15 protein-coding genes are annotated in these 15866 nt (G+C 42.9%); 8 read left to right on the top strand and 7 right to left on the bottom strand.

All coding sequences use genetic code 11. From position 1 onward, the window contains the following. From pilW to DPG01_RS07470, 8 genes are all read left to right on the top strand, one after another. Positions 1-801 carry a type IV pilus biogenesis/stability protein PilW gene (gene pilW / locus DPG01_RS07435; RefSeq protein ID WP_086210455.1) on the top strand — a complete coding sequence of 267 codons (801 nt, stop codon included), beginning with the start codon at positions 1-3 and terminating at the stop codon, positions 799-801. Next, positions 792-1568 carry a helix-turn-helix domain-containing protein gene (locus DPG01_RS07440; protein ID WP_086210454.1) on the top strand — a complete coding sequence of 259 codons (777 nt, stop codon included), beginning with the start codon at positions 792-794 and terminating at the stop codon, positions 1566-1568. Before pilW ends, DPG01_RS07440 begins: the two co-directional genes overlap by 10 nt. Before the next feature lie 18 nt (positions 1569-1586). Continuing rightward, the gene (ispG, locus tag DPG01_RS07445; RefSeq protein ID WP_086210453.1) at positions 1587-2708 is read left to right on the top strand and encodes a flavodoxin-dependent (E)-4-hydroxy-3-methylbut-2-enyl-diphosphate synthase; all 1122 of its coding nucleotides are present in this window, start codon (positions 1587-1589) and stop codon (positions 2706-2708) included. Between the two features lie 3 nt (positions 2709-2711). Then, on the top strand, positions 2712-4007 hold the full coding sequence (hisS, locus tag DPG01_RS07450; protein ID WP_086210452.1) for a histidine--tRNA ligase: 1296 nt from the start codon (positions 2712-2714) through the stop codon (positions 4005-4007). Positions 4008-4034: 27 nt separating this feature from the next. Continuing rightward, positions 4035-4730, top strand: coding sequence for a YfgM family protein (locus DPG01_RS07455; RefSeq protein WP_086210451.1), 696 nt, complete (start codon positions 4035-4037; stop codon positions 4728-4730). Continuing rightward, the gene (bamB, locus tag DPG01_RS07460; RefSeq protein ID WP_086210450.1) at positions 4730-5875 is read left to right on the top strand and encodes an outer membrane protein assembly factor BamB; all 1146 of its coding nucleotides are present in this window, start codon (positions 4730-4732) and stop codon (positions 5873-5875) included. The genes DPG01_RS07455 and bamB overlap by 1 nt, the downstream gene beginning before the upstream one ends. A 168-nt stretch (positions 5876-6043) precedes the next feature. Continuing rightward, a complete protein-coding gene (gene der, locus DPG01_RS07465; protein WP_110974653.1) occupies positions 6044-7453 on the top strand; it encodes a ribosome biogenesis GTPase Der in 1410 nt (469 codons plus the stop codon). 90 nt (positions 7454-7543) lie between these two features. Next, positions 7544-8218 carry a 4'-phosphopantetheinyl transferase family protein gene (locus DPG01_RS07470; RefSeq protein ID WP_171327372.1) on the top strand — a complete coding sequence of 225 codons (675 nt, stop codon included), beginning with the start codon at positions 7544-7546 and terminating at the stop codon, positions 8216-8218. 31 nt (positions 8219-8249) lie between these two features. Here the strand turns inward: DPG01_RS07470 and secF are convergent, their stop codons facing one another. The 7 genes from secF to queA all read right to left on the bottom strand — a co-directional run bounded on the left by secF (position 8250) and on the right by queA (position 15729). After that, positions 8250-9221 carry a protein translocase subunit SecF gene (gene secF, locus DPG01_RS07475; protein WP_110974654.1) on the bottom strand — a complete coding sequence of 324 codons (972 nt, stop codon included), beginning with the start codon at positions 9219-9221 and terminating at the stop codon, positions 8250-8252. Positions 9222-9232: 11 nt separating this feature from the next. Beyond that, positions 9233-11134 (bottom strand): protein translocase subunit SecD, encoded by a 1902-nt coding sequence (gene secD, locus DPG01_RS07480; RefSeq protein WP_110974655.1) that lies wholly within the window; start codon positions 11132-11134, stop codon positions 9233-9235. A 55-nt stretch (positions 11135-11189) separates the two neighbouring features. Further along, positions 11190-11519 carry a preprotein translocase subunit YajC gene (gene yajC / locus DPG01_RS07485; protein ID WP_004697692.1) on the bottom strand — a complete coding sequence of 110 codons (330 nt, stop codon included), beginning with the start codon at positions 11517-11519 and terminating at the stop codon, positions 11190-11192. Positions 11520-11623: 104 nt separating this feature from the next. Beyond that, positions 11624-12754 carry a tRNA guanosine(34) transglycosylase Tgt gene (gene tgt, locus DPG01_RS07490; RefSeq protein WP_086210446.1) on the bottom strand — a complete coding sequence of 377 codons (1131 nt, stop codon included), beginning with the start codon at positions 12752-12754 and terminating at the stop codon, positions 11624-11626. A 302-nt stretch (positions 12755-13056) separates the two neighbouring features. Next, positions 13057-13626: a LemA family protein gene (locus DPG01_RS07495; RefSeq protein ID WP_110974656.1), complete on the bottom strand. Its 570-nt coding sequence runs from the start codon at positions 13624-13626 to the stop codon at positions 13057-13059. 25 nt (positions 13627-13651) lie between these two features. After that, positions 13652-14680: a hypothetical protein gene (locus tag DPG01_RS07500; RefSeq protein ID WP_110974657.1), complete on the bottom strand. Its 1029-nt coding sequence runs from the start codon at positions 14678-14680 to the stop codon at positions 13652-13654. An 8-nt stretch (positions 14681-14688) separates the two neighbouring features. Beyond that, positions 14689-15729, bottom strand: coding sequence for a tRNA preQ1(34) S-adenosylmethionine ribosyltransferase-isomerase QueA (gene queA, locus DPG01_RS07505; protein ID WP_110974658.1), 1041 nt, complete (start codon positions 15727-15729; stop codon positions 14689-14691). Positions 15730-15866: the final 137 nt, after the last annotated feature.

Below are 15866 nucleotides of genomic sequence, written 5' to 3' on the forward strand. Positions count from 1 at the left end.
TTGAAAAAACCCGTTTCTAAACTTTACCTTGCACTGACATTGGGTGTGTCTGTGTGGTACTTAGTGGGTTGCCAAACCGTGAATACGAAAGGTGATCCGACGAAAGCAGTACAAGTTAGAACTCAGTTGGCAGCTGAATATATTAAGTCAAACGATTATGATACGGCGAAACGTACATTAGATCAGGCCTTAGACATCGACTCACGTGATGCATCTGCAAATATGATGATGGGTGTGCTGTTACAACGCGAAGGTAGTCCGCAAAATGTGGCAAAAGCTGAGCGCTATTTCAAGCATGCCATTGCGACTGAGCCAAAAAATGCACAGGCTCGTAACAACTACGGTACGTATTTATATCAAATTGGGCGTTATAATGACGCGATTGATCAACTTCAAGTTGCTGCTTCAACTTTGGGCTATGATCAACGTTATCGAGCATTCGAAAATTTAGGTCGTGCGTATATTCAGGTAGGTCGAGTAGCCGAAGCAGAAGCTGCTTTTAAACAAGCCCTACAGGTGAGTTCAAATGCCTATCTTGCCATGATCGAAATGGCGGAAATTTTATATTTACGCCAACAATACGCTGAAGCGACACAATATTATGAACAATTTGTGCGAGCCGTTGGCGAGAAAAACTTAGATGCGCGTGCGCTTTGGATCGGTATCCGAATTGCACGTGCAAACCATGACACTTTGGGGTCGCAAGTACTGGTCAATCAGCTACGTGCCTTGTACCCAGATAGTCAAGAATACAAACGTTATTTGCAATTACAGTACACTACTGAGGCCGTATGGAAGTAAATCCTAATTCACCACAATCGAATGGTTCTAGCAATGCTTTAGGAAATATCCAGCGTCCAGGTGATTATCTTCGTCAAATTCGTATTGCACAAAAACGTGAATTAAGCGACGTTTCGAAAGAGCTCAATATTCCACTCAAGACATTAACTGCACTTGAGCAGGACGAATATACGGCACTTCCAGAAGCTACGTTTATTAAAGGTTACTATCGTACCTATGCGAAGTACCTGAAAGTGGATGCAACTACGATTATCCAACGTTTCGATGACATCTATGCCAATGATACGGGACTTCTGCCGAATCATGCTTTGAATAATTCGCCAATTAAAATTATGGGCAAATTGCCAGGTTCTAATCGCGACCGCAATCGTAAGTGGTTGAAACGCGGACTAGTTGCAATTGTTGTTATTGCCATTTTGGCAGCATTATTTGGTGTCATTCAAAATTGGTCAGGTGGTGCTGATGAGACGACAGCTCAACAAGCAGAATCAGATGTTCAAATTATTAATATGAATGGTGCTGCTGCAACCACAGGGGATCAGTTGAAACTTGAGTTCAATCGCCCAACATCTGTGCATATTGTTGATTCAACAGGTAAAGTTTTGGCAACAGGTCGTCAGGCTTCAACACTTGAGTTGTCTGGAGAGACCCCTTTTCAAATTCGTATTGATGATGCGGCTGCTGTGTCACTCAGCTTAAATAATGAAAGTATTTCATTGTCACCATATACCGTCGGTGGAAAAGCAGATTTCCGCTTGTCACGTTAATGGGATCAAGGAAAAGCCATGATTGTAAATCCAATTAAACGCAAGCCTACTCGCAAAATTCGTGTGGGTTCAGTCTATGTCGGTGGTGATGCACCGATCAGCATTCAAAGTATGACCAATACCGAAACTTGTGATGTTGAGGCAACATTGGCACAAATTCAGCGTTGTGCAGATGTAGGTGCAGACATTATGCGTGTTTCTGTGCCAACGATGGAAGCGGCAGAAGCTTTTGGTGAGATTCGTAAGCGTTCATCGGTGCCTTTGGTTGCAGACATTCACTTTGATTACAAGATTGCACTGCGTGTTGCAGACTTGGGAGCGGACTGTTTGCGCATTAACCCAGGAAATATTGGCTCTGAAGCCAAAATCCGTGAAGTGGTAGCCGCGGCGCGTCATAACGATATTTCTATGCGTATTGGGGTGAATGCAGGTTCACTAGAGAAAGATATTCAAAAGAAATATGGTGAGCCGACTGGTCAGGCATTGCTAGAGTCGGCGATGCGCCATATTGATATTCTGGATCGTTTAGATTTCCACGAGTTCAAAGTTTCAGTGAAAGCATCCAATGTGTTTTTAACCATGGACGCTTATCGCCTACTTTCACAGCAAATTGATAATCCTTTACACCTTGGTGTAACAGAAGCGGGGATTTATCGAACAGGTTCGGTGAAGTCTGCGATTGCATTGGGCGGTTTGCTGTTGGATGGCATTGGTGACACCATGCGTATTTCCTTGGCAGCGGAACCTGAAGAAGAGATTAAGATTGGCTTTGATATTTTAAAATCACTTAGTCTTCGCTCAAATGGCATTAACTTTATTGCTTGTCCGAGCTGTTCACGTCAAGAGTTTAACGTGATTTCAGTGATGCAGGCTTTAGAAGAACGTTTAGAAGATATTCGTACCCCAATGGATGTGTCGGTGATTGGGTGTAAAGTGAATGGTCCGGGTGAAGCCAAAGAAGCCGATATTGGTGTAGTTGGTGCAAGTCCACGTTCACTGGTGTATCGTAATGGCGAAAAGAGCCATTTAATTGACACAAATCAGTTGGTTGACGAAATCGAAGCGATGGTTCGTCAACGTGTTAGCGATCTTGAAGACGCTAAAGCTAAAGAGATTATTCGCACAAGTTTTTCTGAGTAGATCATGAGTTCAATAGTCGCAATCAAAGGTTTTAATGACATTCTTCCTACGCAAACCTCTGCATGGAGACGTCTTGAACAGCATCTCGCATCATTGATGGATGCTTATGGCTACCAACAAATTCGTTTACCTATTGTTGAACAGACCAATTTGTTCAAACGTTCAATTGGGGATGCAACGGATATCGTTGAAAAAGAAATGTACACCTTCTTGGATAAAGGTAATCCGCCTGAGTCTTTGACTTTGCGTCCTGAAGGAACAGCAGGCTGTGTACGCGCCATGCTTGAGCATAACTTGCTTCGTGGTGCCACTCCTCGGGTTTGGTATATTGGCCCGATGTTTCGTTATGAAAAGCCACAAAAGGGTCGTTACCGTCAGTTCCACCAATTTGGCGTGGAAACCTTTGGTGTAGCAACCCCAGATATGGATGCTGAGCTGATTTTGATGACCGCACGTCTGTGGAAACGCATGGGTGTGGCAGATAAAGTTCAACTTGAATTGAATACTTTAGGTGAGTCTGATGAGCGTGCTGCTTATCGTGCGGCATTGGTTGAGTTCTTAGAATCACACAAGGGTGATTTGGATGAAGACTCACAGCGTCGTTTAACCACCAATCCACTGCGCATTCTTGACTCTAAAGATGCAAAAACTCAAGCCATTTTGGAAAATGCACCGAAGTTGCATGACTTTATGGGTGAGGAAACGTTGAATCACTTTGCAACCTTGCAGCAATATTTAACGGATGCAGGTGTAAGCTTTGTCATTAACCAGAAATTGGTGCGTGGCTTGGATTATTACAACAAAACCGTTTTTGAATGGACCACTACGCATTTGGGTTCACAAGGCACGGTCTGTGCCGGTGGTCGTTATGATGGTCTAGTTGGACAGCTCAAAGGCAAAGCAGATCAGTCTGTGCCAGCCGTTGGTTTTGCAATGGGTATAGAGCGTTTATTATTGCTTCTTGAACAAGTTGAAGATGCTACACCTGTACGTGACTGCGAAATGTTTTTGTTGGCAGATCCAGCGTCTCAAGGCAAAGCTTTAGTCCTTGCAGAGCAAATTCGCAATCAGTTGGATGCAGCATCGAGCACGATTCGTTTGAAAGTAGGCTCTCAGGGTTCAATGAAGTCACAGATGAAAAAAGCCGATCAGTCTGGCGCATTGTTTGCCCTTATTTTGGGTGAGCGTGAAGTGGAAGCTGCGCAGTTTGCCGTAAAAGAGTTGGCAACAGCTGAACAAACTTTGGTTGCGGTGGATGACATCGTGCCATTTATGATTGAAAAATTTTCTTCAAAATAAGCCAAAATATAAGGAAAGGGTAGTCACATGAGCGCATTAAGTGATGAAGAACAACTTGATAGTTTAAAGTCTTTCACTAAGAAATATGGTTCAGCCATTATTAGTGGGATTTTAATTGCGCTGATTGCCTTTTTTGGATGGCAATACTGGCAGAAGAAGACTTTGGCTGAGAACCAGATGAACACGGCTAAAGTTCAGCAATTGATGGATGAAGCACGTGCAACACAAGGTGATGCATTTACTGCCTTGTCAGCAACTGCGGATAAAATCGTAAAAGATGCACCAGATTCGGCTCAGGCCATTCAAACGCAATTGTTGATGGCAAAATTAGCTTATGACAAAGCAGATTATGCAAGTGCTGAAAAAGCGTTGAAAAAAGTTGAAAACTCGAAAGTCGATGACGATGGTTTAGTGCAAATTGTAAAACTACGCTTGGCGTATGCTCAATTGGCACAAAAGAAATTTGATGATTCAATTAAAACATTAGCGCAAGTGACTGATCCTGCTTTTAAAGCAACGGCTGATGAAGCTTTGGGTGATGTCTATGTGGCTAAAAATGATATCGACAATGCCAAAAAAGCCTACCAAAGTGCATGGGATCAGTTGGTTGAACGTAAACAAGAACGCCAAATTTTACAAATTAAACTCGAAAGTGTTGGTATTTTAGTTGATGATCCTGAAATCGAACGTCCAATCATAGAAACCGTTGCGGAAGAATCTTAATGAATAGAAAATACAAAATTTCGTGCGCATTAACCGTATTGACTTTGGCTCTTGCGGGTTGTGCAAGTAGTGGCAAAGTAGAAGAAGTTAAGCCGAATCCACTTCCAAAACTGACTCAAGCGAAAACGCTGACCCCTGTATTTTCTCAAAGTGTGTCTTCAACTTCGACAGCGGACCCTTTACGGTTACGTCTAGATGCAGACAATGGTGTGGTTTTTGCGCTTGATCCAAAAGGTGAAGTGACGGCTTATAAAGGCAAACAAAAACTTTGGCAGAAAGAAGTGTCTAAGGCTGGCTTAAGCTCAGGTGTGGAAGCGGCTGATGGTTATGTCATTGTGGGTAATGCTAAAGGCCAATTGTTTGCTTTAGACCAAGCGACAGGCGAGCAAAAATGGACAGCACAATTAACAGGGGCACTACTTGCGCCATCGTTGGTTCAAGCGGGGCGTGTGATTTCTGTCAGTAATGATGGAACCGTTTTTGCACATGATTTGGCGACAGGTCAACAAGTGTGGACCTATAACTTACCAAATGTTCAACTTAGCCTTCGTGGTAATGCGGCACCAGTGCCTGTTGATTCGCGCACAGTACTCATTTCTACTGCAAATGCCTATGTTTATGCTTTAGATGTAGTTACGGGTGTGCCACGAATGCAGCGTCGTGTAGCTGTGTCGGATGGTCGTTCGGATATTCAGCGTTTAAATGATATCGACGGTGACCCAGTAGTTGCAGGTCAGTATTTGATTACCACCAGTTATCAAGGTCAAGTCACTATGACGGATTTGGCTTCACAGCAAGTGGTATGGAGTGAAGATTCGAGTAGTACACAACGCCCTGAAGTGGTTGGCAATGGCGTGTTTGTTGCACAGGCCGATGGTAAATTAGTGGCTTATGAAATTACGACGGGTCAAAAACTGTGGGAAAATGACAGTCTGCTGAATCGCCAATTGAGTAATCCTGTGATGTTAGGTCAAGACCTGATTGTGGGTGATCTAGATGGTGTATTGCACATGATTAACCCTGCAACAGGTGAATTGATTGGTCGTGCTAAGACTTCTGGTGAAGTGCGTACTTTACGTGTGATTGATGATCAACTTTATGTTGCAACACGAAAGGGTGCATTAAGCATTTGGCAGAATCGTTAATTCTGTTCGACTTATGTTAAACTAGTCGAAATTCGTATTTTTAAATTTCCTCGGGGTATTTGTTTAGACAAGACCCCGAGTTTTTATTCAGGTTTTTCACCTTATTTTTCTTCCAGTTTCTGATGTTCAGACCAGTCTTACTGGCTGATCTTGAATAAAGGTTAATCTATGAAACCCGTAATTGCGCTCATTGGCCGTCCGAACGTCGGAAAATCAACGCTATTCAATCAGATCACCAAGAGTCGTGACGCGCTTGTTGCTGACTTTGCTGGCCTGACGCGTGACCGTAAATATGGTGACGCTGTATATCAAAATAAGTCTTTCATTGTGGTTGATACAGGCGGTATCGGCGAAAATGAAGGGGGTATCGACTCTTACATGGCAGAACAGTCTAAAACAGCCATTAATGAGGCTGATATTATTGTTTTTGTGGTCGATGCTCGCGCAGGTTTGTTAGCCTCAGATGAACAAATTGCTCGCGAACTGCGTACATTAGGTAAAAAAGTTTTCTTGGTTGCCAATAAAGTCGATGGTGTACACGCTGAAGCAGCTTTGGTTGAGTTTTACAAACTCGGTATGGGTGAACCTCTGCAAGTGGCAGCAAGCCATGGTCGCGGTGTTCAGCAAATGCTGGAAGAGGTTCTACATGATGTGCCTGAAGATGAAAACCCAGATGAGCATGATAAGCACACAGGTTTACGCTTAGCGATTATTGGTCGTCCGAATGTGGGTAAATCAACGTTAGTCAACCGTTTATTGGGTGAAGAGCGTGTGGTGGCATTTGACCAACCGGGAACCACCCGTGATTCAATCTATATTCCGTTTGAGCGTGATGGCCGTCAGTACACCTTAATTGACACAGCAGGTGTTCGTCGTAAAGGTAAGGTTGATGAAATGATTGAGAAATTCTCAATCGTGAAAACCTTACAAGCCATGAAAGATGCCCATGTGGTGGTCATAGTGGTTGATGCGCGTGAAGGTATTGTAGAACAAGACTTACACTTAATTGGCTATGCGCTTGAAGCAGGCCGAGCGATGGTGATTGCGATTAACAAATGGGACAATATGTCCGAGTATGATCGTAAGCAATGTAAGTTGGATGTAGAGCGCCGTTTTGACTTTATTCCTTGGGCGAAGATCCACCTGATTTCTGCTTTGCATGGTACGGGTGTTGGTGAAATGTATCCATCAATTCACCGTGCTTATGACTCATCGCATTTGAAAGTCTCGCCTGCGAAAATTACACAAATTTTAAATGATGCAACCGATGCGCATCAACCACCTATGGTACAAGGTCGTCGTATCAAGATGCGTTATGCACATATGGGTGGACAAAATCCACCAACCATCGTGATTCACGGCAACAAAGTCGACAAAACTCCACATGACTACCGTCGTTATTTGGAAAACGTATTCCGTAAAGTGTATAAGCTTGAGGGTACGCCAGTGCGTATTGAGTTTAAAACCTCTGAAAACCCATTTGAAGGACGTAAGTCGCAAGTGGATGAGCGTACAGCAGCGCGTAAGCGTCGTTATGTTCAGAAGTTTAAGAAAGCAGAGAAGAAATTCAAACGTTAATCAGGCATTAAGGTTCTGATGCTGAAAAGCCCAAAGTGATCTTTGGGCTTTTTTATTTTATGATGCATGAAATGATGATAGGAAGGCAACGTGGCAAGGACAATACGTGTTGAGCTGAAAAAGATTAAGGACATTGTACAGGTGGATTACAATCTGTCACGTGTCGAGCAAATTGCGCAGCGAAAACAAGCCATTTATCAATATCGCAATCAATCCTTATCTGAACAACGACAGATGATCGTCGATGATCATGCCATTGCACTGAGCGAGACAGGCAAACCCTATTGGGTTGGTCAGCCTTCTTTTCATTTCAATCATAGTCACAGTCAAAATTACTATGCTTTAGCCATGAGTGAAAAAGTGGCTGATTTGGGCGTGGATGTTGAAGAGTTAAGTCGCAAAGTACGTTTTGGCGCTTTGGCCCAACATGCTTTTCATGTCGATGAACTTGAGCTATGGCAACAGGTTGAGCAGGAAAAATCCTACTGGTTTAAAGTTTGGACCACCAAAGAAGCGGTGCTTAAAGCATCAGGTTTGGGTATTCGTTTAAACTTAAATGAACTGAATACCCAAGCACATCCAATGCATAATGGTGGCATGTGTAATCATCCGCTCATTGGTAGTTTCGCCTATCAAAATTTTGAGTTGGGAGATGTGATGTTGACTGTGGCATGGCGGGCAGAGCAGTCCTGCCGTGGCTATGCGTTGCCTCAGATTGAGTTGATACAACAGCTTCATACCGATATAAAAAAGCCTCTCGATTGAGAGGCTTTTCTTTTAACGTAGCTATATGAGTTTATGGAATTTCATTTTCTTCTTCAAACTCAGGCTTCACTTGTACAATAAAGTCTTGACGGTTTAGACCACGCCATAAGGCAAAGGCTGTACCGATATAGATTGAAGAATAGGTACCCACAAAAACCCCGACAAACATCGCTACAGAGAACCATTTCAGACCATCACCACCGAGTAACATCATCGAGATCACCACCAGTAATAAAGTCATTGAGGTGTGAATGGTACGACGTAATGTTTCAGTCAATGCAATGTTAACGATTTCTAAAGGCGTTGCACCACGAATCTTACGGAAGTTTTCACGAATACGATCCGATACAACAATGTTGTCATTCAGCGAGAAGCCAATCAGGGCCAAAACAGCAGCTAAAACCGTTAAGTCAAACGGCCATTGCATCATGGCAAAAATACCGATGGTTACTACAACGTCATGGAACAATGATAGTACTGCACCCATTGCCAGTTTGAACTCAAAGCGAATGGTGACATAAACCAGCATCAGTAATAGAGCTAAACCCACAGCACCTGCTGAGCGAATATAGAGCTCATTACCCACTTGCCCACCGACGACATCAACTTTGTTGACAGAAGCCGAGTTACCTGGAAGCTGTACCGCTTGGGTAATGGTTTTGGTTAAGTCTTCTGCTGCTGTATCTTCTTGTACAGGCATACGTACAATTAAGTCACGATCCGAACCAATGGTTTGTACCACGGGATCATGAAAGCCAGCTTTGGTTAGTGCAGCAGAGACATCGGCTGACTTTACTGCCTTACTATAGTTCAATTCGGCTGAAATACCACCAGTAAAGTCCAAACCTAAGTTAAGACCCTTGGTGAAAATGAAAAATAGGCTGCCAATCGTTAAAATAATAGAAAGAACGGCTGCAGGCAGCGCAATCTTCATAAAATTAATCACGCGATCGTCATCAGGACGGCCGTATTTTTTTGAAGTTTGTTGAGTCACATCAGTCATCGTCGATCTCCTTATATGCTCAACTTTTTCAAGTTTCGTTTTTTGCCATAGATGAGCTGTACAATTGCACGTGTTACTGTGATTGCAGTAAACATTGAGCAGACAATACCGATCATTAAGGTTACAGCGAAGCCTTTAATTGGGCCTGTGCCGATAGCAAATAAGATAAACGCAACCAAGAATGTGGTTAAGTTTGAGTCGAGAATGGTGTTATAGGCACGATCATAACCCGCCACAATAGCTTGTTTGGGCGATGCTCCCCATTTCATTTCTTCACGTATTCGCTCACAGATGAGGACGTTGGCATCGACGGCCATACCAATGGTAATCACGATACCTGCAATACCCGGTAGGGTAAGAGAAGCGCCAATCCAGGACATGACGGTTAAAATCATGGCTAAGTTGAAGACCAAAGCAAAGTTTGCAATTAAACCAAATAGACGGAAGAAGACCACCATCCAAATCGCGACCAGTAAGAAACCGATTTGCGTTGATAAAACACCTTTATCAATGTTTTCTTGACCGAGGCTTGGACCAACGACACGTTCTTCAACAAAGTACATTGGCGCAGCAAGTGCACCAGCACGTAGCATTAGTGCAAGTTCAGACGCTTCTTGAGGTGAATCTATACCCGTGATGCGGAATTGAGAGCCGAGTACCGCTTGAATGGTTGCAGCGTTAATCACGACAGACTCTGCATAAGGTGTACGGACTTCGGTTTGAGCACCAGTCGCAGGATCGGTGATATAGCTAATACGTTGTTTATTTTCAATGAACAACACGGCCATACGCTTACCTACCGCATTACGGGTTGCATCGGACATCAGTTTGCCACCAGCTGTGTCTAAGGTAATGTTTACCTCGGCACCGCCCGTGTCTTGGCTAAAGCCACTTGATGCATTTTGAACGCGTTCACCCGTTAAAATACGGTTGCGGTTTAACAGTAATTCACGTCCGCTGTCCAAAGACTGATAGGCAAAAAGTTCAGTGCCTGGTGGAAGCGGTTGCCCATTACTCTTGCCAGTATATTGGTCAATGACTTGATCATTCTGGTCAGAGACCAAACGGAACTCTAGGTTTGCAGTACGCCCTAAAACACGTTTTGCTTCGGCTGTGTCTTGTACACCCGGGAGTTCAACCACGATGCGGTTATTGCCTTGGGTTTGTACCAAGGCTTCTGCCACACCTAACTCATTAATACGGTTACGTAAGGTGGTTAAGTTCTGGTTTACCGCATAAGACTGAATTTCTTGGCGACGAACGTCGGTATAGGTTAAACGTAAGGTTGAACCTGTCGCAGTTGCGACCGCTTGCTGATTAAACTCATTACCATTGCTACGTAAGTAGTCTTGAGCAGTCGTACGATCATCGTTGTTCGCAAACTGAATGGTAATCGTGTTGTTGTTTAATCCAAGACTGTTAAATTTAATCTTGTTGTCACGGAACTGTCGACGTAAGTCTGTCGCAGAGGTTTCCATGCGCTGAGAAATTGCTTTATCCATATCCACTTCTAACAAGAAGTGAACACCACCACGTAAATCCAGACCGAGCTTCATTGGTTTTGCACCAATTTTTTGTAGCCACTCTGGTGTTGTTGGTGCCAAGTTTAGTGCGACAACATAGTCATCACCAAGCCCACGACGTAGCGCCTCTTTGGCTTTTAATTGTGCTTCGCTAGAGTCAAGTCGTAACAGTGCAGCATTATTACTAAAGCTGTTGTCATGGCTTGAGATACTTTCAGATTTTAAAATCTGCTCTGCTTTTTGTACGATGCTTTGGTCAATTTGGGTACCAGCTTTGGCACCAGAAATTTGAACCGCAGGTTCATCCGGATACAAACTAGGCAGGGCATATAATGTACTGATAATCAAAACCACGATAATCAGTAGATATTTCCATGCTGGGTAACGCATTCGTTTTCTTCTTAAAATGAAAAAAGTCGTGCGGATGCACGACTAATTTTTTTGATTAAAGGTTATTTAATGTGCCTTCAGGAAGAACTGAAATCACACTTGCGCGTTGGATTTTTACGTCTACACCACGGCTCAGTTCAACCACAGCGAAGTCGCCTTCGAGTTTAGTGATTTTACCCATGAGGCCACCAGCAAAAACAACTTCACTGCCTACACCAAGACTTTCAACCAAAGAACGGTGCTCTTTTGCACGTTTAGCTTGAGGGCGCCAAATTAAAAAGTAGAAGATGGCAATAAAAACAGCAATCATCAACAAGTTTGCGACCATACTTGGTTGTTGTGCAGCTTCACCCGCTGCGTGAGCTGTAGAAATAAAAAGGCTCATTTCAAATTCCTAAACTAAAAAAACGGTGATCAACGAATTGATCATAAATAGACTTGTTCTGCAATTTACCTTGTCTTTTTACCAAGCGCAAATGCTCACAACAATTAATCTTGGGGGCAAGGTGGAACTTCTAAACCACGACGTGCATAAAAATCTTCAACAAAGGCATCAAAGCGATCATTATCCAAGGCGTCACGAATGTCTTGAGTGAAACGTTGGTAATAACGTAAGTTGTGAATAGTACCCAGCATTGAACCTAGCATCTCACCACATTTTTCCAAATGGAATAAATAAGCACGGGTAAAGTTGGTACAGGTATAACAGTCACAGTGTGGATCTAGCGGACTTTGATCATGACGGTATTTACTGTTACGGATACGGACTAAACCGTCGGTCACAAAATAATGTCCATTTCGGGCATTACGGGTAGGCATGACACAGTCAAACATGTCGACACCACGGCGGATGCCTTCCACGATGTCTTCAGGTTTACCGACACCCATCAGGTAGCGCGGTTTGTCTGCTGGCATTTTCGCAGGAAGATAATCCAGTACTTTGATCATTTCTTCTTTTGGTTCACCGACAGATAGGCCACCAATGGCATAGCCGTCAAAACCAACTTCAAGTAAGCCTTTTAATGACTCATCACGTAAGTCTTCATACATGCCACCTTGAATGATACCAAACAGCGCATTTTTATTTTCAAGCACATCATGATGTTGAGTCTTACAACGCTTTGCCCAACGCAATGACAGTTGTAGCGACTTTTGTGCTTCTTCATGCGTTGCAGGATATGGGGTGCACTCGTCAAAAATCATTACGATGTCTGAGTTCAGTGTGTGTTGGATGTCCATTGAGATTTCAGGAGACAAAAACACTTTAGAGCCATCAATTGGAGAGCGGAAAGTCACACCGTCTTCTTTAATTTTACGCATTGCACCGAGGCTGAAAACTTGGAAGCCGCCTGAATCGGTCAAAATGGGTTTATCCCACTTCATAAATTGATGCAGACCGCCGTGTTCTTTAATCACTTCAAGGCCAGGGCGCAGGTAAAGGTGGAAGGTGTTGCCTAAAATAATTTGCGCTTTGATGTCTTCAATGTCACGTGGGAGCATGCCTTTGACTGTACCATAAGTACCGACAGGCATGAACACAGGGGTTTCCACCACACCATGCTCTAAAGTTAAACGACCACGACGGGCGCGACCCGACTGACCTAATTTTTCAAACTTCATAAAAAATCCTAAACAAGAGCAAAGCACCGCTTGACTTGCAGTGCAAGAGCGAAAAAACAGTTCGCCGCTAAAAGGAGGCTATTTTCCTTGATTATGCAAATAAACACCAGTGTTGTAACACTTTTAAAGCAAAGCTTTTCTGTACGAAATAGTATGCGGTGACAACGGTTTTAATTTGAATGTGTTGTCGGGGTGGAGATAGATTGTATCAAGTGGTGGTTGTCAGCAGTGCAGTCAGCGTAGAAGTTAAAAAAGGCACTCATTTAAAGTGCCTTTAAGCAAATATCGGTGTAATCACCCTGCTAATTAAAGTTTGGGCGGTAATCAAAATTTTGTAGCGCAACTGAGTCGCGGAACGGACGGACCGCTTTTTTGCCGACAGTCATGGTGTTAACAATGTTGTTTGGAAAAATTTGAATATGATTGTTAAACAGCTCGACATTGCGGTTAAAGATGCTGATCGCAGCACTGACATTTTCGTTTTGTTCCTCAATTTCATTCATCATTTTGAGATAAATATCATTGGCTTTGAGCTCAGGATAATTTTCGACCACGACATTAAGGCTACGCATTAGTTCTTGGTTTAAAGCTTCAATACGCTGTAATTGATTGACATCCGTATTGTTCAAGTTCAGGTTAAGAATGTTCTGACGGAGTTCAGTGACTTTTTCCAAGGTGCCTTTTTCAAAACTGGAATATTGTTCGACTAAAGGTTCTAGCCCATCCAAAATTTTGATCTTTTGACGTTCATAAGTAGCTACATCTGACCATGCGCGAATGGTTGCATTGTGGTGTCTGACAATATTATTACGAATGACAATCACGCCAAACACGATTGCAATAATAATCAAGAAGAAAATCAATAGCCCCATACGACCCTCTAACGGCAAAATATCATTATTTTAAAAATTGCGTTAGATCGGATTCTAAACGCTCTAGATAAGGTAATTTAAAAGTACGTAAGTGTCCACGCAATGTCGAAATGTCATTGATTTTTTTTGCTTTACTGGATATTTCAAACAGGTCTTGCGGGCTGATATAGCACAAAATATTTTTTTCAGGATGAAAGAGTAAATCACCTTCACGTGATTGGAAGAAGTCAGCGACACGTAATACAAAAGCAGGTGATAGCAGTTTAGCCATGTGCATTTGGTCGGCACCAAAAAATTTGAGCCTTTGGTTGATTTGAATGTCACTGCTATGCCACGGAAAGCTATAAGGATAATAAAATTTTTTATTGTATGCTGTGATGGCAATCCCTTGAGTCGGTACATCAAACACAAAACATCCCCAGAAGTCTTTGTGCACTTCTTTGACTTTCATTTCATTGCCATCTTTGTCTCGCACCCGAATTTCATCGACAAAGTGATATTGAAATAATAAGACCTGATGTTGTTGTCCGTCCTCATCCTGCCAAATCGTGCTGGCATAGTAGGGAATATCATTACTGATGGTTCCTTGGTTAAAGATCGGAAACAATTGTTTGAGTTGTGGGATAAAATACGCAGGTTGTAGCGGAACACCAATGTACTGCGGTGGTGCGAACTCATTGAGCTGATATTTTTTATGAATAATTTGCTTTTCGAGGTGGTCTATGACTTCCTCAAGGGCATCATCCTGTTCATAGCTTAAATAGGCCCAAAGCAAGCAAGCTAAGCCAAATAAAAAGCTAAATAATGTCCAAATATGTTGTCCTGCAAAAAACACAGGCACAATAAAAAAAATGCCGATTATTCCCAGTAGAATGGGCAACACATTTTCAAATTTAAGGGTAATCGGTGCTTTCCATGGATGCAACCGATCCAAGATTTCTTGGGCAGTGTCCGCACTCCGAGCAATGTCCCAAAGCCTGTCGATATTATCAAACACGACCTGATTCTTTTTACGTCGAATATGAATAGAATGTTTGATCGTATCGAGAGGCATGGTTCTTCTTATTTGGGTTGAAGTTGGTCGACTAACATGGCATCGCCATAACTAAAGAAGCGGTACTGGTTTGCAACTGCATGTTGATAAGCCATCAAAATATTATCACGATTTGACAGCGCTGAAACCAACATCAAGAGAGTCGATTCAGGCAGATGGAAGTTGGTGATAAGACGATCCACCACTTTGAACTCATAACCTGGGTAGATAAAAATTTGGGTATCTCCAGTCCAAGCTTTCAGTTCACCATCATGTGCCTGCGCTGCACTTTCAACCGCACGTGTCGCTGTCGTTCCGATAGAAATGACTTTATTACCACGCGCTTTGGTTTGACGAATAAGCTCAACTGAATGCTCAGGAACATCACACCATTCACTATGCATAATGTGATTGGCAATGTCATCGGTACGTACAGGCAGAAAGGTGCCTGCACCCACGTGTAAAGTGACAAACGTTTTTTGAATGCCTTTAGCTGCAAGCTGATCTAACAGTTTTTGATCGAAGTGTAGACTTGCGGTCGGTGCCGCGACACTGGCTAACTTGGTTGGATCATTAAATACTGTTTGATAGCGCTCGGTATCAATCGCTTCGGCTTCGCGGTTAAAGTACGGCGGAATGGGTAGTTGGCCGTATAAATCCAAAACATTGAGAATTGGCTGCGAAAACTCCACAATAAATAAATTTTCATGACGACCTAGCACCGTGACTTTAACAGCATCTGGGCCAATAAAAAGTTCAGCTCCCGCTTTGGGTGTGTTGCTGGCTTTTATGTGACAGTGTGCAATAAATGCATCTTGCATGCGTTCGACCAGAACTTCGACTGCACCACCACTAGCACGCTTACCTTTGAGACGTGCTTTCATCACTTTGGTGTCATTGAGCACCAATAAATCGCCTTCATTGAGTAATTCGAGAATATCGGTAAATTGGTGGTCGTGGTATCGACCTTGTGCATCGAGGTGTAAAAGACGAGAAGCACTGCGCGTGTTTAAAGGATAACGAGCAATGAGTTCATCGGGGAGGTCAAAATTAAAATCAGAAAGTTGCATGATGGAAAAGCAGCGTCAAAATAGAGGATATAAAATTGGCGCTAGTATATGCTTTTTTGGACATGAACGCTGATATTGCACAAATATAAAGCTAAAAAAGCACATGTGACTTAAAAATAGACAATTGTCATCAACTT

It is taken from the genome of Acinetobacter sp. WCHAc060042 (genome assembly GCF_003231195.1).
GTDB lineage: Bacteria > Pseudomonadota > Gammaproteobacteria > Pseudomonadales > Moraxellaceae > Acinetobacter.